Annotated in this window: 31 protein-coding genes and 1 riboswitch; of the genes, 15 read left to right on the top strand and 16 right to left on the bottom strand. The window is 62.8% G+C overall.

The window, feature by feature from the left end; translation table 11 throughout:
• Nucleotides 1-15: 15 nt before the first annotated feature.
• Complete coding sequence (guaA, locus tag WBG56_RS15700) at nt 16-1608, top strand: glutamine-hydrolyzing GMP synthase (RefSeq protein WP_424270114.1); 1593 nt, start codon at nt 16-18, stop codon at nt 1606-1608.
• Nucleotides 1609-1705: 97 nt separating this feature from the next.
• Here the strand turns inward: guaA and WBG56_RS15695 are convergent, their stop codons facing one another.
• Both WBG56_RS15695 and WBG56_RS15690 read right to left on the bottom strand, forming a co-directional pair.
• Complete coding sequence (locus tag WBG56_RS15695; protein WP_424270008.1) at nt 1706-2719, bottom strand: zinc-dependent alcohol dehydrogenase family protein; 1014 nt, start codon at nt 2717-2719, stop codon at nt 1706-1708.
• 96 nt (nt 2720-2815) lie between these two features.
• The gene (locus tag WBG56_RS15690) at nt 2816-3412 is read right to left on the bottom strand and encodes a TetR/AcrR family transcriptional regulator (RefSeq protein WP_424270006.1); all 597 of its coding nucleotides are present in this window, start codon (nt 3410-3412) and stop codon (nt 2816-2818) included.
• Between the two features lie 150 nt (nt 3413-3562).
• On the opposite strand from WBG56_RS15690, the gene WBG56_RS15685 reads away from it, so the two are divergent.
• The 4 genes from WBG56_RS15685 (at nt 3563) to WBG56_RS15670 (ending at nt 5372) form a co-directional block, all read left to right on the top strand.
• Nucleotides 3563-3910: an ArsR/SmtB family transcription factor gene (locus tag WBG56_RS15685; protein WP_424270004.1), complete on the top strand. Its 348-nt coding sequence runs from the start codon at nt 3563-3565 to the stop codon at nt 3908-3910.
• Nucleotides 3907-4338 carry an SRPBCC family protein gene (locus tag WBG56_RS15680; RefSeq protein WP_424270002.1) on the top strand — a complete coding sequence of 144 codons (432 nt, stop codon included), beginning with the start codon at nt 3907-3909 and terminating at the stop codon, nt 4336-4338. Before WBG56_RS15685 ends, WBG56_RS15680 begins: the two co-directional genes overlap by 4 nt.
• Before the next feature lie 81 nt (nt 4339-4419).
• Entirely contained in the window at nt 4420-4812 is a 393-nt protein-coding gene (locus WBG56_RS15675; RefSeq protein WP_424270000.1) for a VOC family protein, read from the top strand.
• 170 nt (nt 4813-4982) lie between these two features.
• On the top strand, nt 4983-5372 hold the full coding sequence (locus WBG56_RS15670; RefSeq protein WP_424269998.1) for an amino acid-binding protein: 390 nt from the start codon (nt 4983-4985) through the stop codon (nt 5370-5372).
• A 159-nt stretch (nt 5373-5531) separates the two neighbouring features.
• Here the strand turns inward: WBG56_RS15670 and WBG56_RS15665 are convergent, their stop codons facing one another.
• Both WBG56_RS15665 and WBG56_RS15660 read right to left on the bottom strand, forming a co-directional pair.
• Nucleotides 5532-5915, bottom strand: coding sequence for an ACT domain-containing protein (locus tag WBG56_RS15665; RefSeq protein WP_424269996.1), 384 nt, complete (start codon nt 5913-5915; stop codon nt 5532-5534).
• A gap of 24 nt (nt 5916-5939) precedes the next feature.
• Complete coding sequence (locus WBG56_RS15660; RefSeq protein ID WP_424269994.1) at nt 5940-7025, bottom strand: diguanylate cyclase domain-containing protein; 1086 nt, start codon at nt 7023-7025, stop codon at nt 5940-5942.
• 394 nt (nt 7026-7419) lie between these two features.
• On the opposite strand from WBG56_RS15660, the gene WBG56_RS15655 reads away from it, so the two are divergent.
• Nucleotides 7420-8583 carry a diguanylate cyclase gene (locus WBG56_RS15655; protein ID WP_424269992.1) on the top strand — a complete coding sequence of 388 codons (1164 nt, stop codon included), beginning with the start codon at nt 7420-7422 and terminating at the stop codon, nt 8581-8583.
• A gap of 81 nt (nt 8584-8664) precedes the next feature.
• Here WBG56_RS15655 and WBG56_RS15650 read toward each other — a convergent pair whose 3' ends face one another.
• From WBG56_RS15650 to WBG56_RS15640, 3 genes are all read right to left on the bottom strand, one after another.
• Nucleotides 8665-9183 carry a GNAT family N-acetyltransferase gene (locus WBG56_RS15650; protein WP_424269990.1) on the bottom strand — a complete coding sequence of 173 codons (519 nt, stop codon included), beginning with the start codon at nt 9181-9183 and terminating at the stop codon, nt 8665-8667.
• 86 nt (nt 9184-9269) lie between these two features.
• Complete coding sequence (locus tag WBG56_RS15645; protein ID WP_424269988.1) at nt 9270-9863, bottom strand: undecaprenyl-diphosphatase; 594 nt, start codon at nt 9861-9863, stop codon at nt 9270-9272.
• A gap of 129 nt (nt 9864-9992) precedes the next feature.
• Nucleotides 9993-10271, bottom strand: coding sequence for a metal/formaldehyde-sensitive transcriptional repressor (locus WBG56_RS15640; RefSeq protein WP_424269986.1), 279 nt, complete (start codon nt 10269-10271; stop codon nt 9993-9995).
• A gap of 44 nt (nt 10272-10315) precedes the next feature.
• Here WBG56_RS15640 and WBG56_RS15635 point away from each other — a divergent pair, with 44 nt between their 5' ends.
• Complete coding sequence (locus tag WBG56_RS15635; protein ID WP_424269984.1) at nt 10316-11377, top strand: EamA family transporter; 1062 nt, start codon at nt 10316-10318, stop codon at nt 11375-11377.
• Nucleotides 11378-11421: 44 nt separating this feature from the next.
• Here WBG56_RS15635 and WBG56_RS15630 read toward each other — a convergent pair whose 3' ends face one another.
• Entirely contained in the window at nt 11422-12000 is a 579-nt protein-coding gene (locus WBG56_RS15630) for a TMEM165/GDT1 family protein (protein ID WP_424269982.1), read from the bottom strand.
• Nucleotides 12001-12002: 2 nt separating this feature from the next.
• A riboswitch (yybP-ykoY riboswitch) is annotated at nt 12003-12176 on the bottom strand.
• 205 nt (nt 12177-12381) lie between these two features.
• Between WBG56_RS15630 and WBG56_RS15625 the strand changes: the two genes are divergently transcribed.
• The gene (locus tag WBG56_RS15625) at nt 12382-12711 is read left to right on the top strand and encodes a hypothetical protein (RefSeq protein WP_424269980.1); all 330 of its coding nucleotides are present in this window, start codon (nt 12382-12384) and stop codon (nt 12709-12711) included.
• A gap of 141 nt (nt 12712-12852) precedes the next feature.
• On the opposite strand, the gene dbpA is transcribed toward WBG56_RS15625, so the two are convergent.
• The 3 genes from dbpA to ada all read right to left on the bottom strand — a co-directional run bounded on the left by dbpA (nt 12853) and on the right by ada (nt 16156).
• Nucleotides 12853-14241, bottom strand: a complete 1389-nt coding sequence (gene dbpA / locus WBG56_RS15620) for an ATP-dependent RNA helicase DbpA (RefSeq protein WP_424269978.1) — start codon at nt 14239-14241, stop codon at nt 12853-12855.
• 173 nt (nt 14242-14414) lie between these two features.
• The gene (locus WBG56_RS15615; protein WP_424269976.1) at nt 14415-15098 is read right to left on the bottom strand and encodes a DNA-3-methyladenine glycosylase I; all 684 of its coding nucleotides are present in this window, start codon (nt 15096-15098) and stop codon (nt 14415-14417) included.
• 182 nt (nt 15099-15280) lie between these two features.
• A complete protein-coding gene (ada, locus tag WBG56_RS15610) occupies nt 15281-16156 on the bottom strand; it encodes a bifunctional DNA-binding transcriptional regulator/O6-methylguanine-DNA methyltransferase Ada (protein ID WP_424269974.1) in 876 nt (291 codons plus the stop codon).
• Between the two features lie 86 nt (nt 16157-16242).
• On the opposite strand from ada, the gene WBG56_RS15605 reads away from it, so the two are divergent.
• Nucleotides 16243-17058 (top strand): thioesterase family protein, encoded by an 816-nt coding sequence (locus WBG56_RS15605; protein ID WP_424269972.1) that lies wholly within the window; start codon nt 16243-16245, stop codon nt 17056-17058.
• Nucleotides 17059-17118: 60 nt separating this feature from the next.
• Here WBG56_RS15605 and rfbC read toward each other — a convergent pair whose 3' ends face one another.
• The 5 genes from rfbC to WBG56_RS15580 form a co-directional block, all read right to left on the bottom strand.
• On the bottom strand, nt 17119-17667 hold the full coding sequence (rfbC, locus tag WBG56_RS15600; RefSeq protein ID WP_424269970.1) for a dTDP-4-dehydrorhamnose 3,5-epimerase: 549 nt from the start codon (nt 17665-17667) through the stop codon (nt 17119-17121).
• Nucleotides 17664-18542 (bottom strand): glucose-1-phosphate thymidylyltransferase RfbA, encoded by an 879-nt coding sequence (gene rfbA / locus WBG56_RS15595; RefSeq protein ID WP_424269968.1) that lies wholly within the window; start codon nt 18540-18542, stop codon nt 17664-17666. The genes rfbC and rfbA overlap by 4 nt, the downstream gene beginning before the upstream one ends.
• 114 nt (nt 18543-18656) lie before the next feature.
• The gene (locus tag WBG56_RS15590) at nt 18657-19055 is read right to left on the bottom strand and encodes a RidA family protein (RefSeq protein ID WP_424269966.1); all 399 of its coding nucleotides are present in this window, start codon (nt 19053-19055) and stop codon (nt 18657-18659) included.
• 42 nt (nt 19056-19097) lie between these two features.
• On the bottom strand, nt 19098-19814 hold the full coding sequence (locus WBG56_RS15585; RefSeq protein ID WP_424269964.1) for a molybdate ABC transporter substrate-binding protein: 717 nt from the start codon (nt 19812-19814) through the stop codon (nt 19098-19100).
• The gene (locus tag WBG56_RS15580; RefSeq protein ID WP_424269962.1) at nt 19811-20695 is read right to left on the bottom strand and encodes a fumarylacetoacetate hydrolase family protein; all 885 of its coding nucleotides are present in this window, start codon (nt 20693-20695) and stop codon (nt 19811-19813) included. The genes WBG56_RS15585 and WBG56_RS15580 overlap by 4 nt, the downstream gene beginning before the upstream one ends.
• A 157-nt stretch (nt 20696-20852) precedes the next feature.
• Here WBG56_RS15580 and WBG56_RS15575 point away from each other — a divergent pair, with 157 nt between their 5' ends.
• Genes WBG56_RS15575 through WBG56_RS15550 form a run of 6 tightly spaced genes read left to right on the top strand, consistent with a single transcriptional unit; the run spans nt 20853 to nt 25861 of the window.
• The gene (locus tag WBG56_RS15575; protein WP_424269960.1) at nt 20853-21449 is read left to right on the top strand and encodes a carboxymuconolactone decarboxylase family protein; all 597 of its coding nucleotides are present in this window, start codon (nt 20853-20855) and stop codon (nt 21447-21449) included.
• Nucleotides 21450-21459: 10 nt separating this feature from the next.
• Nucleotides 21460-21960: a hypothetical protein gene (locus WBG56_RS15570; RefSeq protein ID WP_424269958.1), complete on the top strand. Its 501-nt coding sequence runs from the start codon at nt 21460-21462 to the stop codon at nt 21958-21960.
• On the top strand, nt 21957-23219 hold the full coding sequence (locus WBG56_RS15565) for a 3-isopropylmalate dehydratase large subunit (protein ID WP_424269956.1): 1263 nt from the start codon (nt 21957-21959) through the stop codon (nt 23217-23219). Before WBG56_RS15570 ends, WBG56_RS15565 begins: the two co-directional genes overlap by 4 nt.
• Nucleotides 23219-24229 (top strand): hypothetical protein, encoded by a 1011-nt coding sequence (locus WBG56_RS15560; RefSeq protein ID WP_424269954.1) that lies wholly within the window; start codon nt 23219-23221, stop codon nt 24227-24229. Before WBG56_RS15565 ends, WBG56_RS15560 begins: the two co-directional genes overlap by 1 nt.
• Nucleotides 24226-25098 carry an ABC transporter ATP-binding protein gene (locus WBG56_RS15555; protein ID WP_424269952.1) on the top strand — a complete coding sequence of 291 codons (873 nt, stop codon included), beginning with the start codon at nt 24226-24228 and terminating at the stop codon, nt 25096-25098. The genes WBG56_RS15560 and WBG56_RS15555 overlap by 4 nt, the downstream gene beginning before the upstream one ends.
• Nucleotides 25088-25861 (top strand): ABC transporter permease, encoded by a 774-nt coding sequence (locus WBG56_RS15550; protein WP_424269950.1) that lies wholly within the window; start codon nt 25088-25090, stop codon nt 25859-25861. The genes WBG56_RS15555 and WBG56_RS15550 overlap by 11 nt, the downstream gene beginning before the upstream one ends.
• Nucleotides 25862-25924: the final 63 nt, after the last annotated feature.

Genomic DNA, 25924 nt, shown 5'->3' with positions numbered 1-25924 from the left:
TTCCTCATGAGCATCATGCATCAGCGCATCCTTATTCTGGACTACGGTTCACAGGTCACCCAACTCATTGCCCGTCGCGTGCGCGACACCGGCGTCTACTGCGAGATCCACCCGGGCGACGTGGACGATGCTTTCATCCGCGATCAGATGGGGCAGGGCCTCAAGGGCATCATCCTGTCGGGCAGCCATGCATCGGCCTACGTCGACGAATCCCTGAAGGTTCCAGGCGCCGTTTTCCAGGCAGGCGTGCCGGTACTGGGCATCTGCTACGGCATGCAGTCCATGGCGATGCAATTGGGCGGCAAGGTCGAGTTTTCCGATCACCGCGAATTCGGCTATGCCGAGGTCCGCGCCCACGGCCACACCCGGCTGCTGAACGGCCTGCAGGATTTCGAAACCCCCGAAGGCCACGGCATGCTGAAAGTCTGGATGAGCCACGGGGACCGCGTCACAGCGCTGCCGCCAGGCTTCATCCGCATGGCTTCCACGCCCTCGTGCGAGATCGCCGGCATGGCTGACGAATCGCGCGGTTTCTACGCGGTGCAGTTCCATCCCGAAGTCACTCACACCGTGCAGGGCCAGGCCCTGCTGCAGCGCTTTGTCACGGAAATCTGCGGTTGCTCGCGAGACTGGAACATGCCCGATTACGTGACCGAAGCCGTCGCCCGCATCCGCGAGCAGGTCGGCTCGGACGAGGTCATCCTGGGCCTGTCCGGCGGCGTCGATTCGTCCGTGGCCGCAGCCCTGATCCACAAGGCCATCGGCGACCGGTTGACCTGCGTGTTCGTCGATCATGGCCTGCTGCGCCTGAACGAAGCCAAACAGGTGATGGACACCATGTCCCGCCATCTGGGCATCCGCGTCATCCACGTCGACGCCAGCGAACAGTTCATGGACAAGCTGGCCGGCGTCGCCGACCCGGAAGCCAAGCGCAAGATCATCGGCCGCGAATTCGTCGAGGTCTTCCAGGCGGAATCGGCCAAGCTGAAATCGGCCCGCTGGCTGGCCCAGGGCACGATCTACCCGGATGTCATCGAATCGGCCGCGTCCAAGACCGGCAAGGCCGTGGCCATCAAGTCCCACCACAACGTGGGCGGACTGCCCGAGACCCTGAACCTGAAGCTGCTGGAACCCCTGCGCGAACTGTTCAAGGACGAAGTCCGCCACCTGGGCCTAGCCCTGGGTCTGCCGCCCGAGATGGTCTTCCGCCATCCTTTCCCCGGCCCCGGCCTGGGCGTGCGCATCCTGGGCGAAGTCAAGCAGGAATACGCCGATCTGCTGCGCCGCGCCGACGACATCTTCATCACCGAACTGCGCAACACCATCGACCCGGAGTCCGGCAAGTCCTGGTACGACCTGACCTCCCAGGCCTTCACCGTCTTCCTGCCGGTGAAATCCGTGGGTGTCATGGGCGACGGCCGCACCTACGACTACGTCGTGGCCCTGCGCGCCGTGCAGACCACCGATTTCATGACGGCGGACTGGGCGGAACTGCCGTATGCGTTGTTGAAGAAGGTGTCGTCGCGGATCATCAACGAGGTGCGCGGGATCAATCGCGTCACGTATGACGTGTCGAGCAAGCCGCCGGCTACGATCGAGTGGGAATGATCCTGCTGTTGGATTGATGATGTAGAAAACTTAAAAGCCCGCGTATGCGGGCTTTTAAGTTAATGATATGGAAGAGGGTCTCGCCTATGCTATTTCATCACCACTCAACAACAAGCTTCCCGAAGTGTTCGCCGCGTTCCTGCTGTCGAAAAGCGTCCGCCAATTGTTCTAGAGGCAAGCTGCCGTGGATAACGGGGCGAATGCTGGTTTGATCGAGCGCTGCGACATACTCTTGTTGCTGGCGACGATTGCCAACAATCAGCCCTTGTAGACGAACCTGCTTGCTCATCAGCTCCGTTGTTGGGATATCGCCATTAAATCCGGTCAGCACCCCGATCAAGGCAATATGACCACCGACTTTTACGGCCCTGATCGACTGTGCAAGCGTGCCAGCTCCCCCAACTTCCACGACGTGATCCACGCCGCGCCCAGCGGTCAGCGCCAACACGTGATCGCCCCAGTCTGGAGTGTTCCGGTAGTTGATGATGTGATCAGCCCCAAGTTCACGTAGCCGCTCGAACTTGTCATCCGAGCCGGTTGTGGCAATAACACTCGCACCCATGGATTTGGCGATCTGCAGCGCTGCAATGGAAACGCCTCCGGTACCCAGAACCAGTACGCTGTCACCGGCTTTGATCTGCCCATTGACCACTAGTGCGCGCCAGGCGGTTAAACCCGCCGTGGTAATAGTCGCCGCTTCTGCGTGGCTCCAGCCTCGCGGAGCGTGAGTGAATGCTGTCGTCGCACGCACGGCGTACTCGGCTGCGTAACCATCGATACCATCGCCCGGAGTGTCATGGAAGTTGGCAACTGCATCGAAAGGCAAACCGTCGGACCACTGGGGGAAGAAGCACGAAACTACATGGTCGCCGACCTTGAACTCGGTCACCCCCTCCCCAATGGCTTCGATCACCCCAGCGCCGTCGCTCATTAGGACACGACCGTCCTCTGTGGGCATCGCACCATTGGCGACCAGAAAGTCATGGTAGTTAAGGGAGGTAGCGTGTAACGCGACACGGATCTGGCCAGCTTTGGGTTGGCCGGGATCAGGTAGTTCTTTCATTGCGAGATTGTCTAACCCTGCGGGGGTACGTACAACGATAGCTTTCATAAATAATTACTCCTGTGTTCTGAAGTCAGCATGGCTTTATCTGACTTTTTGATTAGACCGGTCGTATAGTAAATAGGTAAAAAAACTCAGTTAACGTCAGTGTGACTGTTGGAGGGGCAATCCCAAGAGTTCCTCTGTTGCTACCAGTGCTGACTCCAAGGGGGCTGCTGTATGGCTGATTTTTGCGCATATGCTGGCACCCAGCCACAACTGATACAGCGTGGTGGCCACAATCTGGGGATTCAGGTGCATCGGAAGAGACTTGTCATGGATGCCTTCTTGGATGATGTCTTTTAAGCGGCTGATGGCTTGGCTAGTCCCTTGCCCTAAAACTACACGCATTGCCTCTGAAAGATCACTGACCTCGGCAGCCAGCTTGACGACCAGACACTTACCTTTAGGGTCGCAATTCGTTTGGGTTTCGAGCCAGTAGGTGAAGTAGTGCATGAGTCGCTCGGCGGCAGAGAGCCCGGGCTTGCTGAATAAGGCATCCACCGTCGATAAGTAGTTGGTGAAATAGCTTTCTATCAACGCTTCGCCAAAGGCTTCTTTGGAGCTGAAATAATGATAAAAAGATCCCTTTGGCACGCCTGAGGCTTTGAGAATTTCATTTAGGCCGACCGCACTGAATCCTTTGCCGCTGATGATGGCTTGGCCGGTATCAAGAATGTGCTGGCGTGTGTCGTTAGTCATAAAGCGCATTCTAACCCATATTAGACCAGTCGTCTACATCGAATTTTCACATGCTGGCGGATCAGCAGGCATATCAATAGCAAGTCCTGACGACGCCAAGTGCAGCCCGGCAGATTTCGCTTGATCAATCCATAACCGTGTGGTTATTATATGGCCAAATGGTTATGGATTTGGATAGTGCACACACACGACGCCTTGTTTAGAACGCTGGCCGACCCGACGCGACGGGCGATCTTCGAGCGGCTGTGTCGCGAGGGCGAACAGACGGTCGGGGCGCTGACGGCTCAGGCAGGAATCTCGCAGCCGGCGGTGTCGAAGCATCTCGGCATCCTGAAGCAAACCGGGTTGGTGCGAGACCGGCATGAAGGGCGACAGACGCACTACAGCGCGCAACTCGACGAGCTTGCCCCGCTGACGGACTGGACAAATCAGATGACACGCTTCTGGCAAGACAGGCTCGACGACCTTGAAGACTTGCTCAATCGGATGGACCAATGAACGACATATCCACTGAAACACGCACCGTTGTTGTCGAGCGCGATATCGCTCATCCACCAGAAAAAATCTGGAGGGCGCTCACGCAGCCTCATCTGATCCAGGAATGGCTCATGAAGAATGACTTCAGGCCGGTGGTGGGCCACCGCTTCAATCTTCGCGGCGATTGGGGCGGTGTGCTGGATTGCGAAGTCCTGGTGGTCGATCCGCACACGACTTTGTCCTATACGTGGAACTTCACGCATGACGATCCCGCTTTCGACCTGAAAAGCGTTGTGACCTTCACGCTCGAACCCACCAGCTCAGGAACCCGCCTGCGTGTGGAGCAATCAGGTTTCCGGCCCGACCAGAAGCGGGCATTCGGCGGCGCGAAGGCCGGGTGGCGGGACTTTTTCGAGAAGTTGGAGCAGGTCTTGCTCCAGGCCGACTGAAGCGCCATCCACACGATTCCAACCGATACGTCTGTCGTTCAGGGCGCGATTTCACCCACGCATATAGCGAAGGAAACACTCATGAAGATCAAATTAACCAAGGTGTATGTCGACGACCAGGAGAAGGCTTTGCACTTCTACACGCAGGTTCTGGGCTTCACCAAGAAGGCCGACTTCAGCAACGGATCGTTTCGTTGGCTGACGGTGGTTGCGCCCGACGAGCCGGATGGGACTGAGCTGCAACTCGCGCTCAATGACGACCCGGCGGGCAATGCTTATCAGCAAGCCATCTTCCAGCAGGGTCAGCCCGCGATCAATTTCTACACCGATGACGTCAAGGGCGACTATGAACGCATCAAGGCGCGTGGCGGCAGCTTCACCATGGTGCCGACTGAAGTACCCGGCTCGACAATCGCCCAGTTGCATGACACCTGCGGCAACATCATCCAGATAACCCAGTTGGCGCGTTGGTAACTACGCGGAATGGCGTAGATCGTCTCGCGGCGGTCTGCGCGACCGAATGATCGCCGGAAAATTCAGCATCCATATTTCGATGGCAGCCGAAGTGAGAACACTTTGCAGCATGGACAAATAGCCGACGTGGTGTGCACGCCCATCCACCCATCAAATTAAAGGAAGAACGCATGCAGGACGTTTCTATTCGCCTGGACGACACGCCGGGCACGTTGGCGAAAATGGGGGAATGCCTGGGCCGGGCCGGCATCAGCGTCGAGGGCGGCGGCGCCTGGGTCGTGGGCGAAAGCGGGTTCGCCCATTTTTTGTTTCAGGACGGCGAGGCGGCGCGCGCAGCACTTGAAGCCGTCGGAATCGAAGTGCTTGAAGTCCGGGATGTTGTCGTTCAGCGCCTCAAACAAGCGGTGCCGGGGCAGCTCGGCCAGTTGACTCGCCGAATGGCCGATGCGGGGATCAACATTGAAGCACTCTACAGCGACCACGATCATCAGCTCGTGCTGGTCGTCGACAAGCCTGAAGAAGCGCGTATTGTGTCTGCCAAATGGGCGGTTGAAACATGATCCGGTGATAACAGCCCGGCTGCGCAGGCAGCGATTCGACTCGTCACAGGGTACCCGTTGGCCGTCCTGCGCCAAAAAGCGGCTCCAACGGCCCCAGTCGGCTCGAAGCCGATCAGGCCACGCTGAAGAGCGGCTGGCGAACGCCGCAGGCGTGGATGCTTAAGACAGAGAATGGCCCGCTTTCGCCAGCAGACCGCGCGCTTTCTCCAGGTCGCTCGATTTCACAAGCATGTGGTCTCCATCGAAGGTGGAAACCACAAAAATCCCGATGCCGTTGGTCGATAGCGGCTCGATCACGGACAGCACGATGCCCGTTTCATCAAAGGCGAATGGACCTTGAAACTTGAGGCAGGACCAACCGCCATCCAACTGCACGTCTTGCGGGATGCGATCTTGCGGGCAGACGATGGAAAGCTCGTCGTCGGTACGGCTGATGCTGACGAATCCGCCGCCATCGGCCCACGCTGGGACAGGATCGGAAGAGCGTAGCCGAGCCACCCCATATGCGCCGTTCAAAAGCTGCAATTTAACGTGAGACGTCATTTGAGTTCACTTCCCTGACAAAATTCACACTGTCGCATTTTGGGCGGCCCCCGCCAGCACCACGCAATTGCCGCCTTGTTCCTTGGCCGCATACAGAGCGTGGTCGACCCGCTGCAGCGCGGTATCGAAGTCGTCCGCGCTGTCGAGCATCGTGGCGCCGAACGAGGCGGTGACCTGGGGCACCGGCGCCACCGACAACTGCGCGATCGCCAGTTGCAGGCGCTCAGCCACCATATGCAGGCCAGCCGCGTCGATGCCCGGCACGAGCACCAGGAATTCCTCGCCACCCCAGCGCGAGATGCATTCGTCCGTGCGCAGCAATGCCTTGCAGCGTCCGGCAACCGCCTGCAGCACCAGGTCGCCGACCGGATGGCCATAGGTGTCGTTGACTGCCTTGAAGTGATCCAGGTCCAGCATGATCAAGCCGGCTGGGCGGGCGTCGTTGAGCAGGTCCCTGAGCACGCGCTCGCCCAGGCGGCGGTTGTGGATGCCGGTAACCGGGTCGCGGTGCAGCATGATTTCCATGCGCGCGCTCTCGGCTGCCATTCGTTTGATCGTATCGGTCAGCCCACGTTGCATCGGCAGCAGCACCACTACCAGGATGCTGACCGGCCCATACGCCATCAGCAGGTCCATGCCGCGCGGCGTCCACATCTCGTCGGGATGAACTGCCAGGTACGTCAGTATCGGCAGCGCGACCAGCAGCCAGCAAATCAGCGCCGCCATGAAGGCCCGGCGACCAGGGACGAAGAGCATCACCATCGTCAGCAGTATCACGAACAGCGACGCTACCGGCGGCAGCACGTCGATCAGCCGTACGCCGGGTGTCGAGGCCGCGTGCAAGGTGTAGAACCATGCCGGCGCGATCATCATCAACGCCCCGATGAGCAGCGATATGCGCACGACGGTCTGCAACCACCAAGGGCGCAGCGTCAGGGCGATGATCAAGCCGGCGAAAACCACGGCGCCGGAGGGCGGCACGATCAGGTCCATCAGTTGATGGACCGGACTAAGCCAGTGGATCAATGTGGCGCTGACACTCGCGAACAGCGTCAGCCACAGCATGATCAGGACGGCGACTCGGACGTAACTGTCTTCGGACTCTCGCATGGGTATCGTCAGGCGCCTGCGAAGCAGGGTGCCCAGTGTAGCATCCGGCCCCGGGGCCGCCATTTCTCTGCATGTCGGCGAAATTTTGCCGGGCGGCCGTCCTGCATCGGGGGCAACGGTCTTTCGTGGTGCATCCACTCCGGCAGCAACCTGCGACTTTACGGTTTCAGCCGGGGAGTCCACGCCTGCCCGGAGCAGGAGCTGGCTGGCAGCGGTTCGGGGATAGCCCGGCGCTGCCCGGATGCCGGGGCGAGCACTATCATCTTGGGCGTCTCGGCGTCCTTTGCGCGAAATGCAATGATAGACTGCGACTGGCCGCCGATGCGCCGCCGGGCCGCTTTCTGCGCTATTCGGGAACAGAAGGCGATCTCAAACGGGCTTGCGAGTCTCTTCCATGAATGCAACCGTCATCCTAGGCATGCTCTGCGTGCACCTGATCTGCTTTTGCGTGATGTTCCTGTTGATCAGCATCCGGCTGAACGACAGGAAAATGGGCACTGACGTCTTTGCCGCCGGCCACCTCCTGCTGGGGCTGGCTTATTTTCTGCAGCTTCTGGGCGGCGCCCCCGGGTGGGGAGCGATGAGCGTCGTCAACCACACGCTGACGTTCTGCGCTCCGGTCGTGTACTTGCTGGGGGCGGTCCGGTTCTTTGATCGCCCCATCCCGGTGTGGGGGCCATTGCTTACTGTGGCCGGCGTTTACACCTTGGCGCAGGTGCTGGTGCAAGCGGCGCTCGGGACCGAAGCCCGCCACGCCTTGCTGGCCGCCTCCTGTGCGGTGTTGTTCCTTGGCATGACGGTGGCCTTGCTCTATGGCATACGCACGTTTGCCAGGGATCTGCGCGTCGAGATGATCCTGTTCGCCGTCCTGATCGGCGGCATCTGCGTGTTGAATGCCGCAAAGTTCGTGATGATTCTCTCCGGGGGGTTGCAGGCCCTGGACATGAATAGCCGCTTCCAGATGGCGTTCTACATCTACATGTCGTTCCTGGGCACGGTGCTGCCGCCGGCCGCGGTCTGGCTGGTGCTGAACCGCCTCGTCGACCAGTTGCGGGTGCTGGCCGTCAAGGATCCGCTGACCGGTCTGTTGAACAGGCGCGGCCTGACGGAAGGGCTGGCCACGCATTTCCGCTCCCGGAAGGCGGGGCCCGCGCATCTGCTGATCGTGGACATCGATCACTTCAAGCACATCAACGATACCCATGGCCACCAAGTGGGCGATGTCGTCTTGTGCCGCGTGGCGGACGCTCTCAAACGCACGGCCCGGCAGGGGGATCTCGCCTGCAGGCTGGGCGGTGAGGAATTCGTCGTGGTTGCGCTGAATACCGACCATGGCGGCGCCGTGCGCCTGGCCGAACGCATGCGCGAGACGGTGGCCTCCAGTCAGGCGCCCGGTGGCAATCCGCACGAACAGGTTCAATGCACGGTCACCATTGGCGTGTCGGCGGGCTTCGCCAGCGCCGGGGCGCTGGACGAAGTCTTGCGGCAGGCGGATGCCGCGCTCTATCGCGGCAAGACCTCGGGGCGCAATCGCGTGGAATGGGCGTTGGCTGTGTGAGCGACTGGTGATCCGCGCCTGTGAAGCGCCTGACAGCCGGCCGGCTTGATTGATGGCTTGAGCCCGGCCGGTTAGGGCGGTTCATGCGGTGGCGCTGAATGCATCGCTGTATTGAACGGCGCCTGTTGGCGCTGTCCCCTGCAGGGCCAATGCCATGAAATATTCAGGTGGAACGCCCGGCAGTTGAAGGCCGGCGCAGGTCCGAAAGCCGAAGCGTTTGTAATACGCGGGATCGCCCAGCAGCACGCAGCCTGCGGCCTGCATGGCACGCAGTTCGCTCAAGGCCTGTTCCATCAGGCGAGAGCCGATGCCTTGCCCCTGTCTTTGCGGCAGGACGGAGATCGGCCCCAGGCCGTACCAGTCGCCGGCTGTTTCGCCATGGTCCCCTGTGATCGTGACAGGGGACAGCGCGACGTGGCCGATGACCTGCCCGTGCTCCTCGGCAATGATGGAGCGCGTCAATTCGTTGGCTGCGCGCAATGCGCGCACGATGAATTGCTCCGTGTGGCTGGTGTGAGGCGCCTGGGCGAACGCAGCTACCGTGACGGCTTCGATGGCGATAATGTCGTCCGGGGTTTCGTGTCGAAGCTGGATGGTCATGCGTGTCCTGGGTTCCTTGCTGAGATCACCGGCAGGCCGCAAGCCTTCGCCTATTGCCGTCCGAGCGCATGTCGCTTTGCCTGGCGTCATCGGTGAATCCAGCCCTGTGCGATCAGCGGTGCACAGAGTTTGCGGTAGATCCTGAGCGCAAGCAAATACACCGGAGTGAGATACCACGTTGCCGCATGGAGCGAGAGCCATGCGCTTGCAATCGCTACGATTGCGGCGCCCGCCATGTCGAGCGGGAAGTGCACGCCCAGGTAAATGCGCGCCCATGCGATGGGCAAGCCGGCCAGTGATAGCACTGCGCCCAGGCGAAAGTATTTTTGGGACCACAAGCTCAAGGCGACCGCCCACCACAGGGTCAGGTGATCGCTTGGGAACGATGAATCCGGCGCATGCGAAATGAGCGTGTGCCCGATAGGGACCATGAAGGGTCGGGGATGCCAGTAAACGAGGCCGATGCATTGGTTGAGCAGAAGTCCAAGCAGGCCTGCCGTTGCGGCCACGACCATCGCCTTGCGGGTATGGTTGCCGCCCCGCAGCCAGGCGGCGACCATCAGGAGCGGCACCGCCCAGATCAGGTCGCTGGCCAGAAAAGCGGCAAGCGATACGGTCCACGCGCCTGGGTGTGCGGGCGCGTTGAGCCAAATGAATAAGGCATCGTTGACGGAGTTCATACGGTCCTCTGTAGTAAGGCGGGCTTGCGAGGCGGCTATGTTGGGCTCGGAAGACGCGCAGCCGAAAGACTACGCGCGCCGACTTAGGAGACACTGAGGGCACCCACGGAGCTCGAGCGTGGCGCTGCTTTACTTCAGATACGTCCGGATGACGTCGATGAGTTCTGTGGCGCCGAGTTCCCGCTCTGCCTGGCTCGACAGATCGGAGCCTGCGATATGTCCGCGGATGTGGCTTTCCATGACTTCTCCCATGAGGCCTTGAACGGCGCCGCGCACGGCCGCGATCTGGTGCAGGATGCCGGCACACTCTTTTTCCGCGTCCAGAGAGCGTTCGATGGCGTCCACTTGGCCTCGAATGCGGCGTACGCGCGCCAGAAGCCTGGTTTTATCTTGGGTGGTGTGACTCATGAGCTGTATTTTAAAATAGGGTGGTAGGGTATAGTATAAGCATCATGAAAACCCTTGTCTCCCGGTCGCCAGCCGTGTGCGCGGCGCTGGCGGCGGCCGTGCTCTTTGGCTTGAGTACTCCGATCGCCAAGGCGCTCCTGCGCGGCAACTCCCCGGTGTTGCTCGCGGGGCTGTTGTATCTGGGCAGCGGCGTCGGTCTGGGACTGCTGAGACTCCTGCGGGACCGGGGCTGGAGGATGCCCGCCATGCCGGGCGCTCAGTGGCTGTGGCTGCTGCTTGCCGTCGGCTTTGGCGGTGTGCTGGGGCCCGTCGCCCTGATGCTGGGCCTTGCCCATACATCGGCCTCGGCAGCCTCCTTGCTGCTGAACCTGGAGGCCGTCCTGACGGCTGTGCTTGCCTGGGTCGTTTTCCACGAGAATGCGGATCGGCGAATTGTCGCCGGCATGTTGCTCATCGTCCTGGGTGCTGTCGTTCTCGCGTTACCTGGGGCGTCCGGCGATACGGCTTTCGGCACGGGCGGCGCCTTGGTGGCCGCCGCCTGCCTGTGCTGGGCGTTGGACAATAACTTCACGCGCAAGGTGTCGGCTGCCGATGCGCTTTTTGTGGCCGGGTTCAAGGGTCTGGCGGCAGGCATCGTGAACGCCGGAATCGCGTTGTGGCTGGGCGTCGGCTGGCCGCAAGCGTCATTCGTCGGGTTTGCGATGGTCGTGGGTTTCCTGGGTTATGGATTGAGCCTGGTGTTGTTCGTCCTTGCGCTGCGCGGCCTGGGTGCGGCCCGGACCGGCGCGTATTTTTCCACTGCGCCGTTTATCGGCGCCGCCGTGGCGGCGCTTGGATTTGGCGAGGCCGTGACCTGGGTGTTCTGGGTGGCCGCGCTGCTGATGGCGGCCGGCGTGTGGCTGCACCTGACTGAGCGCCATGAGCATCTGCACGCACACGAGCCCATGGTGCACACGCATCGTCATGTGCATGATGCGCATCATCAGCATGTTCACGATTTTCCGTGGGGCGGGGACGAGCCCCACACCCACGAGCACACGCACGCGCCGCTTGTGCACACCCATCCACATTATCCGGATATTCACCATCGGCACCGGCATACGTGACGCGCGTGTCGTTGAGCGCAGGCTGCGTCAGACGGCCTCCCTGCTTACAACTGCAGGCCCGTCGCGGCCCCCCAGAGTGTCACCACCCCGAGGATCGCGAAGACTGCGGCGGCGATCGTGTGGACCAGCTTCATCGGGATCCTGGAGCCCAGCCGATCACCGACGAACACCGCCGGCACGTCCGCCAGCAGCATGCCGACGGTGGTGCCGATCACGACCAGTAGCGGCGTTCCATAATGCGCCGCCAGGGCGACGGTGGCGATCTGTGTTTTGTCGCCCATTTCCGCCAGAAAGAAGGTCACCAATGTCGCGCCGAAGACGCCGAGCCGTTTGGCCGCGGCCGTTTCGCTATCGTCTATTTTGTCGGGGATGAGGGTCCAGACGGCCATTCCGATGAAGGAGAACCCCAGGATCCAGCTGAGCGCGGTTGGATTGACGAGCGCGGTGATCCAGGCCCCCAATGCGCCGGCCAGACCGTGATTGACGAGGGTCGCGGCGAGAATGCCGAGGATGATGGGTACCGGCTTTTTGAAGCGTGCAGCCAGGATGAAGGCAAGGAGCTGGGTCTTGTCGCCGATTTCGGCAAGGGCGACGACACCCGTCGAGATGAGGAAGGCTTCCATCAGAGTTTCCGGGCCGGATGACAGACGAATGACTACGACGCATCTCCGGCCAGGATGGATGCACAGTAGTCAAAGGTCTTGCCAAGTTCAGGAACCGCTTGCACCATGGCGTAAGCCAAGCATGTTGATGCAAGCCGCTTCGGAAAGAAGCGCGGCTACTCCCCCGTGACGGTAGGGCGAGATTGTACCGGTTTTCCGGAGCCGGTGTTGGTCGGGAGCCACCGCCGATCGAAAGCGCCTGTATTTTCAAGCAATAAGCGTGAATATTTGTACCGCTGACTGCGGGGATGTCGGGCTGGGTAATATCTTGATGTACATTGCCCGCCCACCCATCCGTGCTTGCATGACAATGGCGCTACCCAATTTGTTGGCAGACGATCGATGAGAAAAATAGTATCCGTGGCTGCGCTGACGCTGGGATTATTCGTGGGGACCCCGGCTGTACAGGCGGGTGGGGTGGACCTGAGTATCGGGATCAGCATTCCGGGTGTCGTGTTCGGAGGACCTCCCGTGTACTACGTGCCGCCACCGCCTCCTCCGCGTGTCGTCGTGGTGCCCGGTCCGACCTATTATGTGCCGGGGGCGCCGTATTATTACGACGAGCACGCCTACAAGCACGCTGAAAAGCGTTGGCGCAAGCATCAGGAGCGCGCGTGGAAAGAATACCATCGCGCCTACTATGGCGATGAGGGCGACGATGATGACGATTGACGGCGGATCGGATTGATCCCCTTTGCCGACTGAGTCATTGCATGAGCACGAGCGCGCGGCAGGCCGGCTCTGTTTTGGAGCCCCTGAAAGTCGTTTTCCCTTGAAAAGCGCAAGGACTGATTTGCGCCTGCGGCTCGCGGCTCAGAACTCTTCCAGAAAACGCATGCGGAATCGGCGTCCCTTGATATTGCTGTTGGAAAGCCGCGCAAACGCTTGCTTGGCGATCCGGCGATCCAGCGCCACGTAAGCGTTGAACTCGGTGATGTTGATCTTGCCGACCTGTTCGAAAGCCAGGCCGCCGTCACCGGTCAGGGCGCCCAGCAGGTCGCCGGGACGCAGCTTGTCCTTTTTGCCGCCTTGTACGCATAGGGTGATCATGGGGGCGGGCATGGGGTGCCCGGGCTTGGAACGCACCGATTTGAGATCGGCCCATTTCAACGCGGCGCCCTGGTATTGCTCGATCAGGTTCGCCCAGCGCATTTCCTCGGGCGAACACAAGCTCAGCGCCAGCCCCTTCTGGTCGCCGCGGCCGCTGCGACCGATGCGGTGCACGTGGACTTCGGTGTCTTTGGTCACGTCCACATTGATCACGGCGCTCAGGCTCTGGATGTCCAGGCCTCGGGCGGCCACGTCGGTCGCGACCAGAACGGTGCAGCTCTGGTTGGCGAACTGGATCAGGATTTCGTCGCGTTCGCGTTGTTCCAGATCGCCGTTGAGCGCCTGGGCCCTGATGCCTTCGGACCGCAGGCGTTCGACCAGGTCGTGGCTGCGGATCTTGGTGTTGCAGAATGCCAGCGTGGACGCGGGGCGGAAGCGGGTCAGCAGCGTGACCACGGCGTCCAGCCTTTCGCCTTCCTGGATTTCGTAGAAAATTTGTTCGATGCGATCGGCGTCGTGCCGGACTTCGACTTTGACCTCGGCCGGCTTGCGCAGGAAGCGGGCGCTGAGTGCGCGGATGTTGTCGGGATAGGTGGCCGAGAACAGCACTGTCTGGCGCTTGGCGGGGCAGTGCGAGACGATCGCGGCGATGTCGTCGTAGAAGCCCATGTCCACCATGCGGTCGGCCTCGTCGAGCACCAGTGTGTTCAGGCTGGACAGATCCAGGCTGCCGCGCTCCAGGTGGTCCTGGATGCGGCCGGGGGTGCCCACGACCAGATGGGCGCCGCGCGCGAGCGATTCGGTCTGGCGGCGCGCGGCGGCGCCGCCGCAAAGCGTGAGCACCTTGACGTTGGGGATCAGTCGGGCCAGCCGACGCAGCTCCTGGGCGACCTGGCCCGCCAGTTCGCGGGTGGGACAGAGCACCAGCGCCTGCGGAGTCAGGCGGTTGACGTCCAGGTTCTGCAGCACGCCCAGACCGAACGCCGCTGTCTTGCCGCTGCCGGTCTTGGCCTGTGCGATCAGGTCTCGGCCTTCCAGGATGAGAGGCAGGCTTTGCGCCTGGATAGGCGTCATCCGTTCGAAGCCCAGGCCTTTCATGTTGTCCAGCAAGGCGGGCAGGAGGGGCAGGGAGGAAAAGTCCGTTGTGATCACGATAGGGCGGTGCGAGAAACCGCGAAAGCTTGAATGACCGTCAGTGTATGCGTTTGCCACGGTCCGCGTGCTTCAAATGCTTGTTTGCCGGTATCGGCCCCCGGCCGATGGCACCCGTAGCGGGGCCTCGGCGGGCGCCTCTCGCCTCGGCGGGCGCCTCTCTTGTGGTTGCCTTAGAACGCTGGATGGATGCTCAGCGCCAGCATGGAAGACAACTGGCACAGCGGCCTGCCGGAGGCTTGTTGCAGGGCATTGAACGCATCCTGCACGGCCTGCAGGTCGCGTTGACTGGCCGGCGCCCGGGCGATGATGTCCGCTGACGCCAGGCGGGCGATCACATCGCTGGTCAACAGGAACGTATCCTTCCCGGCCAGGCGCAGGAAACCGGCCCCTGAACGTCCCCCCAGGCGGGCGCCGCGCCGGGCAAGCACACGCCAGAGTCCGATGATGTCGGTGGCCGGCCAGTCGGCGATGAAAGCACCGAAACCGCGGCCTTGTTCCCGGCGGATATCCAGGATGAAGCGGGCGTTTTGGGCAATGGTCTGCAGCTTGGCGAGGTGGCGGATGATGCGCTTGTTTCGCAGCGACTCCTCGAGGTCCGCCTCGCTGAGCAAGGCCATGGCCTCCGGCGCGAAGCCCGAAAAAGCCTCCTCGAAGGCCGGCCATTTGGCGTCCACCACTGAATGCTGCATGCCCGCCTGGAATATCCGCTGCGTCATCGCCGACAGGTACCGGTCGTCGCCCTTGCGCCTCAACTCATCGGGCGCAAGCGTTTGGGGCAGAAAGGCCTCCATGGCCGTGTCGGAGTCGAAACGCGCGCGCACCGTGTCGTGGAGCCACCGATAGGTCAGATTCACTGTGATCCTTCTGGATTGCGGAAGCCGGCGCCAAGACATGTGGCGCCGGATGCCTCGAAAGCCGGATCGTAGCAGGCAGGCGTTTCCGGCGTCGCGCCGGGGGAGATGGCAGGGCGGTATGCACGTATCCGATGCGCGCAATGGACACCCCGGACGCAGGCACCGACCCAGCGCCATCGCGCTCATTCCTTGCTTTCGCGCCGCAGCAGTTCCCGCTTGCGATCCACCCCCCAGCGGTAGCCCGAGAGATTGCCGTCGCGCCGCACGACGCGATGGCAGGGGATGGCGACGGCGATGTGGTTGGCGGCGCAGGCCTGGGCGACCGCGCGCACGGCCTTGGGGGCGCCGATCCGTTCGGCGATTTCTGTATAGCTGACCGTCTGGCCGGGCGGAATTTCGCGCAACGCCTGCCACACCCGTTGCTGGAACACGGTGCCGCGCACGTCCAACGGCAGGTTCAGGCCAATGCCGGGCGCCTCGATGAATCCCACGATCCTGGCCACCAATTGCTCGAAATCACCATCGCCGCCGATCAGCATGGCCTTGGGGAACTGATCCTGCAGGTCGCGCACCAACCGGTCGGGGTCGTCTCCCAGCAGGATGGCGCAGATGCCGCGCCGGCTTTGCGCGACCAGGATCGCGCCCAGCGAGGATTGACCCACGGCGAACCGGATTTCGGCTCCGACGCCCCCGGCCCGGTATTCTTTGGCGCGCATGCCCAGAACCTGTTCGGATGTTTCGTAGAAGCGGCTGCTGGAATTGAAACCCGCTTCATAGATCGCATCGGTGACGGTGCCGTCGGCTGCGTTCAATTCCTCGCGCAGTTTGCGGGCGCGGTAGGCCGTGGCATAGGCCTTGGGCGTCAGGCCGGTTTCGGCTTTGAAGACGCGGTGGAAATGGAAGGGGCTCATGCCGGCCTGCGCGGCCAGCTCGTCCAGGGTCGGCGCCGCCTCGGACGTTTCGATCAGGCGGCAGGCCTGCGCAACCAGGGCTGTGCGCCTGTCCGTGGCTGCGGTGTGTATGGTGACTGTGTTCATGACGTCATTCCATCCGTTCATCTTGGTGTCAAGCTTAGACTGGAATTCAATGGCAAGAACTCCGTTTCTTGCGCTGGGTGCGCAAAAGACCCTCTATACTCTTGCGCATGCCTACCGCTCATAACCTGCACCTCGGTCACGCCGACGAACCCTATCCCGACGCGTTCTATGTGCGCCGCGGGGACACCGAATTCCTGTCCACCTTGCATGCCCAGGGCGCCTGGCAGCCTGGTGAGCAGCATCTGGCGGCGGCCGCCGGGCTCGTGCTGGCCGAAGCAGAACGCCGCCTGCCCAGCGACAAGCTGGTGTCCCGCGTGTCGTTCGACGTGCTGGGGGTGATCCATTCCGGCCCATTCACCATCGATGTCAGGGTGGTGCGACCGGGCCGCTCGATCGAATTGATCGAAGCCACCATGCGTCACGGGGACCAGATCAGCATTCATGCGCGCATCTGGCGCCTGTTGGCCAGCGATACTGCGCGGGTGCAGGGCACAGAATGGGCGCCGCTGCCGCCGCCCGACGCCATGCCGCCCCTGACGTTTTCATCGGTCTGGGACGGCGGTTTCATCGCGTCCCTGGAAGCTCGCCGGGGGGCCGACGTGCGCCCGGGCCGGGGACAGAGCTGGATCCGCACTGCGTATCCTCTGGTGGACGGGGAAATCGATCCGCCCGTGGCCGGTTTCGTGAAACTGATCGATACCGCCAACGGCCTGGCGGTTCGTGAAAATCCGAACGCGGTGTTTTTCGCCAATGTGGACCTGACCATCCACTTCACGCGCCAGCCGCAGGCCGGGTGGGTCGGCTTCGACACGCGCGTCAGTTTCGGCCCGACCGGGCTGGGCGAAACGTTTTCGGTCCTGAGCGACATCCATGGGCCCGTGGGCACGGCGGCGCAAAGCCTGACTGTGCGGATCCGGGAATAGGGCGCCGGGCGACCTTGGCCGCGCCGTGGCTCGTCCGCGCTCGAAGCCGCCGCAGCGGCGTCAGCGCGGCTGTCGCGCCGACAGCGCCTTCACACCCGGATGGTGGCGGTCCTTGTCCGACAGGATGGGATCGGCGATCGGCCAGGGGATCGCCAGATCCGGGCAATCCCACGCAAGACCGCCCTCGTCGGCCGGATCGTAATACTCCGTGCATTTGTACTGAAAGATCGCCGAATCGCTGGTGACGCAGAAGCCGTGCGCATAGCCGGGTGGAATCCAGATCTGGCGATGATTGTCGGCCGAAAGTTCCACCGCGACATGCTGCCCGAACGTCGCGGAACGCGGGTCGATGTCCACCGCCACATCGAACACGGCGCCCTCGATCACCTGGATCAGCTTGCCCTGCGGGCGCCGGCGCTGGAAGTGCAGGCCGCGCAGGACCCCATGCGCGGAGCGCGACACATTGTCCTGCACGAAATCCAGATCGATGCCCGCTTCCTCGCGGTAACGGCGCGCGCTGAAGGATTCCAGGAAAAAGCCGCGCGCGTCGCCGAACACCCGGGGTTCGATCAGGCGCACGCCGGGCAGGGCCGTGTCGATCACTTTCATGTCTGGCGGCCTTCGCCGGCCAGCGCCAGCAGGTATTGACCGTAGTCCGTCTTGGCCAGGCGCTGGCCGCGTTCCAGGAGCCCGTCGCGATCCAGCCAGCCGTTGTTGAAGGCGATTTCCTCCAGGCAGGCGACTTTCTGGCCCTGGCGGCGTTCGATCGTCTGCACGTAGGTGCCGGCATCCAGCAGGCTTTCGTGCGTGCCGGTGTCCAGCCAGGCAAAGCCGCGCCCCAGCACCTGGACGTGCAGGTCGCCCCGCCGCAGATAGGCGTTGTTCACGTCGGTGATTTCGAGTTCCCCGCGCGCCGATGGGCGGACCTGGCGGGCAATGTCCACGACGTCGTTGTCGTAGAAATACAGGCCCGTGACCGCATAGGGCGATTTGGGGCGTTGCGGCTTTTCCTCGATCGAGACGGCGCGGCCGTCGGCGTCGAATGCCACCACGCCGAATCGTGCCGGATCGGCCACCCGGTAGCCGAACACCGTGGCTCCGGAGGGCCGCTGAGCCGCCTCGCGCAGCATCTGGCTGAAGCCGTAGCCGTAGAAAATGTTGTCCCCCAGCACCAGGCACACGCGTTCCTGGCCGATGAACCCGGCCCCGATCAGGAAGGCCTGGGCCAGACCGTCGGGCGAGGGCTGTTCCGCATAAGACAGCGTGATGCCGAAATCCGATCCGTCGCCCAGCAGCCGCTGGAAGCCGGGCAGGTCGTCGGGGGTGGAGATCACCAGCACGTCATGGATGCCCGCCAGCATCAGGACCGAGAGCGGGTAGTAGACCATGGGCTTGTCGTAGATCGGCAGCAGCTGCTTGGAGACGCCGCGTGTGATGGGATGCAGCCGGGTGCCGGAACCGCCGGCCAGGATGATGCCTTTCATGGAGTCTGCGCAAGGTGGAAGACGAGACCCGTAGTGTAATGGCTGTGGCCGGCGATTTTCTGGGAAAGTCGGCTGCCATGGCCCGCGCGGGTTCCGCCGGGCCATGGCATGTCGTCAGATGGCGGCGATGGCCTGGATCTCCACCAGAAGCCCGGGTTCGCTCAGGTGGCTGATCTCGACCATGGTGCTGGTCGGAAGGCAGCCCGCCTGGCTGAATTCTTCGCGCGCCGCCACGATCTGCTTGAATTCACGCATGTCCACGGTATAGACCGTTGTCCATACGACGTCGGCCATGGTGGCGCCGGCCGCCTTCAGGCTGAGCTCCAGGTTGTGCAGGCATTGCCGGGTCTGCTCCAGCATGCTGTTGCCGCCGACCTGGCGGCCGTCGCCATCGCGTGCGAGCTGGCCGGATACGAAGATCAGACTTTTGGGGCTGTCGACGCGCACATAATGGTTGTAGACGCTCGCGCGCACGTTCTTGAAGCCAGGCGGATTGCCTCGGGTGATCGACATATTGTTTCCTCGGGGAAGAAGATAGGCTGGACGGGGATGCCGTCAGGCGGGTTCGAAGCCGCCCCGACGCCGCTGTTGCTCGGCATCGGGGCCGGTGAGCAGCGCGATGAGGCTCGATGCGGTGGCGGGATTGCCGGCCCTCGTCGGGATGGCTGCGGCATAGACCGTCGCCAGTTCGAAGCGGGCGGGCAGCGGGCCGGCCAGGGATACGCCGGGGGTGTACAGAATCTCCGTGACCTGCGTGCAGCCGATGGCGCCTTGCGCGCCATGGGCGGCGAGTTCCCGCATGGCGGTGGCTCCGTTGGGAAAGGGGCGCAGGCGCTGCGCAAGAGATTCAGCGAGCCCCAGCTCAGACAGGACTTTGATGAAGTGGATGCCCGCCGTGGCCTTTTCCGGATCGGGAAAGTAGATTTCGGGAGCGGCCTGCAGAGCCTGGGCCAGGGTGTGCGGGTCGGTGACCCGTGGCGCCGGAGCGCCTGCCCGGTGGGCGATCCCGGTCCGGACGACGCCCAGGGGGCGGATGCTGTCGGCCTGAAGCAGACCGTCCGCAGCCAGTCCGTCGATGAGCTTCTGGCTCAGAATGATCAGGTCGCAGGCCGCGCCGCTCATGAAGTGCTCGCGCATCAGGCCGACCGCGCCGAATTCTCCCGAGATGGCATGCGCGTGCCGGCGTCCGAACGTGTCTTCCATTTGGCCGACCAGCCCTTTGGCGGCGCCGGCGCTCAGGATATGCAGGGTGGGCGTGGGCGCGGCGCTCATCTCGCGGCCTCCTGGGCGGAGACCGGATTGTGGAGTTCTCCCAGTCCGTTGGCTGCCACCCTGACGACATCGCCGTTCTGCAGGAAACGCGGCGGCGAGAAGCCGATGCCCACGCCCACGGGCGTTCCCGTGGCGATGATGTCTCCCGGAAGCAGGGTGAGTCCCTGCGAGAGCGTCGAGATCAACGTGGGCACATCGAAGATCAGGTCGGAAAACCTGGCCTCCTGGCGCAGTTCCCCATTGACCCAGGTGCGCAGCAGGCAGTCCTGCGGCTGGATTTCGTCGCGCGTCGCGATCCAGGGGCCGAGCGGGCAGAACGTGTCTAGCGATTTGCCCAGGTGCCACTGCACGTGCTGCTTTTGCAGGTCGCGCGCGGTGACGTCGTTGAGCAGCACGTAGCCGAAGACATGATCCATGGCCTCGTCGGGGGCGACCCGGCGGCAGGTCTTGCCGATGATCACGCCGATTTCGCCTTCATAGTCGACCGACCGGGTGAAGCCGTGGTCGAAACGGATCGGGTCGTTGGGGCCGGAGAGGGTGGTTGTGGCCTTGGAAAAGAACTGCGGATATTCCGGGATGGCGGCGGCGCCGGTAGTGGCGTTGAAGCCGCTGCGGTCGAATTCGGCGGCATGTTCCCGATAGTTTTTGCCGACGGCGAATACATTGCGCCGCAGTTCGGAGAACGGGGCCAGGAACCGGACGTCCCGCAGGGCCGCCGTGCCTGCCGGGGGCAGTTCCGTGGCGGAGCCCGCAAGAATCAGATCCAGCAAGGGGTTGGCCCCGTGAGTCAGGCTGGGCGCCAGGAATGTGGCGGTGTCATTCGCCTCGTCGATCGTGGCCAGCCGGATCTGGCCTTCCCATGAACAGCGTCCGATTTTCATCAATGGCTCCTCGTTTTATAGCGCGGTACAGTGTGGATAAGATGTAAAGTTATTATGACATGTTGACATCATGATGTCTAACGCCATAAGATAAGCCCAATCTCACCCGCGAGAGTGGGTGGCCAGTAAGTGCCAATAGCAAATAGGAGACTGCGAAATGGACAAGATCACATTGGTGAAACCGGACCAGGCCCAGGGGGAAGTTGCCGAGATTTTTGCGGACATCCAGCGGATCAAGGGGGATCGCTACCTGACGCCCACCTGGGGTTTTTTTGCATTGGACGTGGATCTCCTGCGTCACTGGTGGGGGCTGACCAAGCGCCTGCAGATGATGGATGGCGATTTGCCCCAGACCTTGCGCAATGCCATTTCCCTGATCTGCGCCAGCGAAGTCGATTGCCCGCGCTGCATCAATAATCATCAGACCCACCTGATCGAGCATTTCGGCATGGATGCGGATGACGTCGCGGAAATCCTGGATTTCGAGAACTCGGACAAAGTCGATGTCCGAACCAAGGCGGTGCTGCGCTTTGCGCGCAAGATGGCTTTCACCGAAGGCCTGGCCGACGAGGATTTCCAGGCGCTGCGTGACAACGGCGTGACGGATCGCGGGGTTGCCGAGATCGTTTCGATGGCCATGATGGAATCCGGCATGGCGCGCCACGCAGTGGGTGTGGCGCAGTTCGAGGACGGGGATGCCTGGCCGCGCACCAATCTGCCGTCCGCCTTCTACGGCGATAACGTCAACCGCTAGGCGCGCCATCATGGACAGCGTGATCAAAGGGCAGGTCGCGATATTGGGCGACTTCGTGTCCGCCGATGTCATCCTGCCGGCGCGCCACTCTTTCCTGCCGCCCGAGGAGATGGCTGCCAATGTGCTGGGCGAACTCGGCCCGGACGTCAATGAACGGGTTCGTTCGCATCCGATCCTGGTGGTCGGCAAGGCCTTCGGTTATGGGACGGGGCGGGAATCCCCGGCGCGTGCGCTCAGGGCTGCCGGGGTGCGGGCGATCATCGGGGGGCCCTTCGCGCGCATGTTTTTCCGCAACTGCCTGAACAACGGCATCCTGACCATCGAATGTCCGGAGCTCGTCGCCCAAGGCGTGCAGGAGGCCGATTCGGTGACGGTTTCGCTGGATGACTCCACGATCCGGCATCGCGACGCGGTATTTTCCTTTCCGCCCATCGCGCCGGCCGTATTGGCGATCATCGCGGCCGGCGGCCTGATTCCGTATGGCAGGACGCTGCTGGGAGTGTCGACATGATGCAAGAGACCATGACGTTCGTCGAGAAAGTGCTTTCGCGCTGCGGCGGCGCGGCGGCCAGGGCGGGGCAGATTGTCGAGGTCCGCCCCGACTTTTCCTATTCGCACGACTATGCGAGCTTCTCCATCGATGCCTTCCATGAGATGGGCGCGCGAGCCGTCGTCAATCCGGAGCGGGTGTGCATCTGCCTGGATCATGGTGTGCCGGCGAATAGCGCGAAGGATGCCAATCATCACAAGAAGGTGCGGAATTTCGCGGTCGATATGGGGTTGGCGCGGTTTTACGAGGCCGGCACGGGCATTGCGCACCAGGTCATGCTCGAACAGGGCTGGATACTGCCCGGCGCCTTGTGCGTGGCCAATGATTCGCACACCTGTTCGGGGGGCGGCGTCGGTGCTCTGGCGTTGGCGACCGGCGAAACGGAGATGGGGTTTCTGTGGGCGACCGGCCGCATCTGGTTCAAGGTGCCCACGACGATCCGGGTCGAGCTCTCGGGCGAATTTGGCGCGGGGGTCTATGCCAAGGATCTGATGCTGTACCTGATCCGCGAGCTGGGCGTGCTGGGGGCCTTGTACGAGTTCATGGAGTTCCATGGACCCGCTGCCGCGCGCCTGTCGGTTTCCGAGCGGTTCACTTTGTGCAATATGTCGGCGGAGGTGGGCGCCAAGGGCGCGGTGTTCCCGGCCGATGAGATCACGCGGGCCTATGTCGGCAACCGTGGCCGTTATGGTTGGGAAGCCGTGCAGCCCGGGCCGCGGGCGGAATATTCCCGGGTCCTGGCGGTTGACCTGGGGGCCGTGCCTCCGATGGTGACGCTGCCGGGCATGGAAGACCGCGGCGCGCCCGTCGACACCGTGGCCGGACAGCCGATCGATCAGGTCTTCATCGGATCCTGCACCAATGCGCGAGCCGATGATCTGGCGATCGTCGCGCGGATACTCCAGGGACGGCGGATCGATCCGAAGATCCGCTTGCTGGTGGTCCCCGCATCGCGCGACGTGCTGCTGCAGGCCACCCAGGCCGGCGACATGAGCGCCATCATCGCGGCGGGCGCGACCTTGATGCCCAGCGGCTGCGCCGTATGCGCCGGCGGTCACCAGGGCGTGCTGGCCGATGGCGAGCGATGCCTGTCCACCTCGAACCGCAATATGCCGGGGCGGATGGGCAACAAGAATGCCGAGATCCTGCTGTGCAGTCCCGCCACTGCTGCGGCGAGCGCGCTGGAGGGCTGCATCGCCGATCCGAGGAAGTACTTGTGATGCCGGCGCGCCAGCGGATCCGCGCGGGGTTCTCCTACAGCGACCGGATCGCGCCGCTGCTCGATGGGTCGGTATCCGACGCGGGCCTGGATCTGGAGATCCGGCTGGACGCGGCAGCGTCGATTTTCCGTCAGGCCCGGGAAGAGGGCGGCTTCGATGTCGCGGAAATGTCGCTGGCGACGCATTGCATGGCCGTGGCGCGGCGGGAACGGGATTTTGTCGGCCTGCCGATTTTTACTTCGCGCATGTTCCGGCACCATGCGATCTACGTCCATGGCGACAGGATCCGGTCGCCGCGGCAATTGGCCGGGAAACGGATCGGCCTGGTGAACTATGCCTCCACGACCGCAGTCTGGTTGCGCGGCATCCTGGCGGAACACCATGGTCTCGATCCCCGGGAGGTCACCTGGTGCGTGGGAGGCGCCGATGGGGGGCCCGCGGCCGGGCCGGCCAGTGCCGGGACGCGGGAGGCGGCGGTCGTGCCCGCCGATGTGAAGCATATTCCCGTTGCCTCGGAAGTCGGCCTGCTCGACCTGTTGCAACGCGGAGACGTCGATGCCGTGATCAGCCCCGGGCTTGCGCCGCAGGCCCATCGCGCCGTCCGGGAACTGCGATCCTTGTTCGACCCGGCGCAGGCGGCGGAGCGCGCCTATTTCAGGGCCACGGGCATCTTTCCGATCATGCATCTGTGCGTCTTGCGCTCGGCGGTCCATGCCCGCCTCCCGGATCTCGCGCCGCGCTTGTTCCGCCTGTTCGAGGACGCTCGGCGCGTGGCCCAGGCGCGGCTGGATCATACCGACCTGGCCCCCGTCATGCTGCCGTGGTGCCAGTACGCCCGCGACCCTGATTTCAACGCCTTGCCCGGCCACGGCTGGGCCCATGGCGTCGAGTCCAACCGGCAGTGCCTGAGCACGTTCCTGCGCTATCTCCGCGAGCAGGGATTGCTGAGCGCGCCGCTCGATCAAGAAGAAATATTCATTAAAGACATTCCAGGAGGATGGTCACAATGAGTTCATTGGGAGACAACCCCCACGCTGGCCGGCAAGGGGCGAATGGTTCGGCGGATCCACCGTGCGAGGGTCCGATCATCGCGCTCGATCGTGTCTTTTTTTCCAGCAAGGATCGGAAAGGGAAGACCATCGGGATCCTTCAGGACTTCAGCCTGCGCGTGGCTCCGGGGGAGTTTGTCGCGGTCGTCGGGCCCAGCGGATGCGGCAAGAGCACCGCCTTGAACTTCATGGCGGGCCTGGTCAAGGGGCATCAGTCGGGGACCGTGCGTGTGCGCGGCGTGGATGTGTCCGGCATTGCGCAGGGCATCGGCTACATGTTCCAGACCCACGGCTTGTTTCCGTGGCGCAACATCATCGACAACGTGTGCCTGAGCCTCGAAGTGCAAGGCGCCCCGCTGGAGCAGCGTCGCAGCAAGGCAAGCGGCCTGCTGGCGGAATTGGGACTGGCGGGGTTCGAGAACCACTACCCGGCGGAGATCTCCGGCGGCATGCGCCAGCGGGTCTCGTTGGCCCGGACGCTGGCGACGGATCCGGCCATCCTGCTGATGGACGAGCCTTTCGGAGCCCTGGATGCGCAGACCAAGCTGCTCGTTCAGGATGGGTTCGTGGCGTATTGGGAGAAGAACCAGAAGACGGTGGTGTTCGTCACCCATGACCTGAGCGAGGCCATCTTCCTGGCGGATCGCGTGGTCGTTATGTCCGCGCGCCCCGGCCGCGTCAAGGCGGAATATACCGTCCCGTTCCCGCGGCCGAGGAATTTGGCCGAGATCCGGGTCAGCGCGGAATACGGGGAATTATGGGAGCGCATCTGGCTCGATCTCAAGGACGAGGCGCGGCATTCCATGCAGGGAGGACTCCATGATCAGTAAATTCTTCACTGCCGTCACGTTCTGGCGTTTAGGCGTGCTGGCATTCCTGGTTGCGGGCTGGGAAATCGTCGCCGTGACGGGCGTCATCCGTACCTTCTGGATCAGCAGCCCTTCGCTCATCCTGGAACGCTTCGTGGACATGGCGATCGATGGCGAGATCTGGTTCCACCTGTACATCACCCTCGAGGAAGCGGTCGCCGGTCTGATCATCGGCAGTCTCGTCGGCGTGGCCCTGGGCCTGCTCACGGGAGTGAGCCGACGGCTGGGGCCGGTGATCGAGCCGTTCATCATCGCGCTCAACAGTCTGCCCCGGGTGGCGTTGGGCCCCTTGCTGGTGATGTACGTCGGCATCGGGTTCGCCTCGAAATTCTTCCTGGCCTTTTCGCTCGTCGTGGTGCCGGTCATGCTCAATACCTATGAAGGCATCCGTTCGGTCGATCAGACACTCATCAACGTGATGCGCGTCCTGCAATCGTCGCGCTGGCAGCTGTTCGTCAAGCTGCTGCTGCCCAATTCGCTGTCCTGGATCATATCGAGCATGCGCAGCGCGGTCTCGTTTTCCATCATCGGCGCGATCGTGGGCGAATTCATTTCCGCTCAGGCGGGAATCGGGTTCCTGATCGACCGGGCCAGCGGCGCATTCGATACGACCGGCATCATGGTGCCCCTGTTCGTGCTGATGATCCTGGCGTTCAGCCTGGATCGCCTGATCGTTTCGTGGGGCAATTATCTGTTGCGCTGGAGAAAACAAGAACTGGAATGAGTCGTTCCGGTGTGCCACGGCCCGGGCTGGGTCCCGGGCCACATCAAAACCGAGGAGACGTGT

The sequence above is a fragment of the Castellaniella sp. genome, assembly GCF_049671645.1.
Classification (GTDB): Bacteria; Pseudomonadota; Gammaproteobacteria; order Burkholderiales; family Burkholderiaceae_B; genus Castellaniella.
Note: the sequence above shows the minus strand (reverse complement) of the source record. Positions and strands in the feature narration are given on the sequence as shown.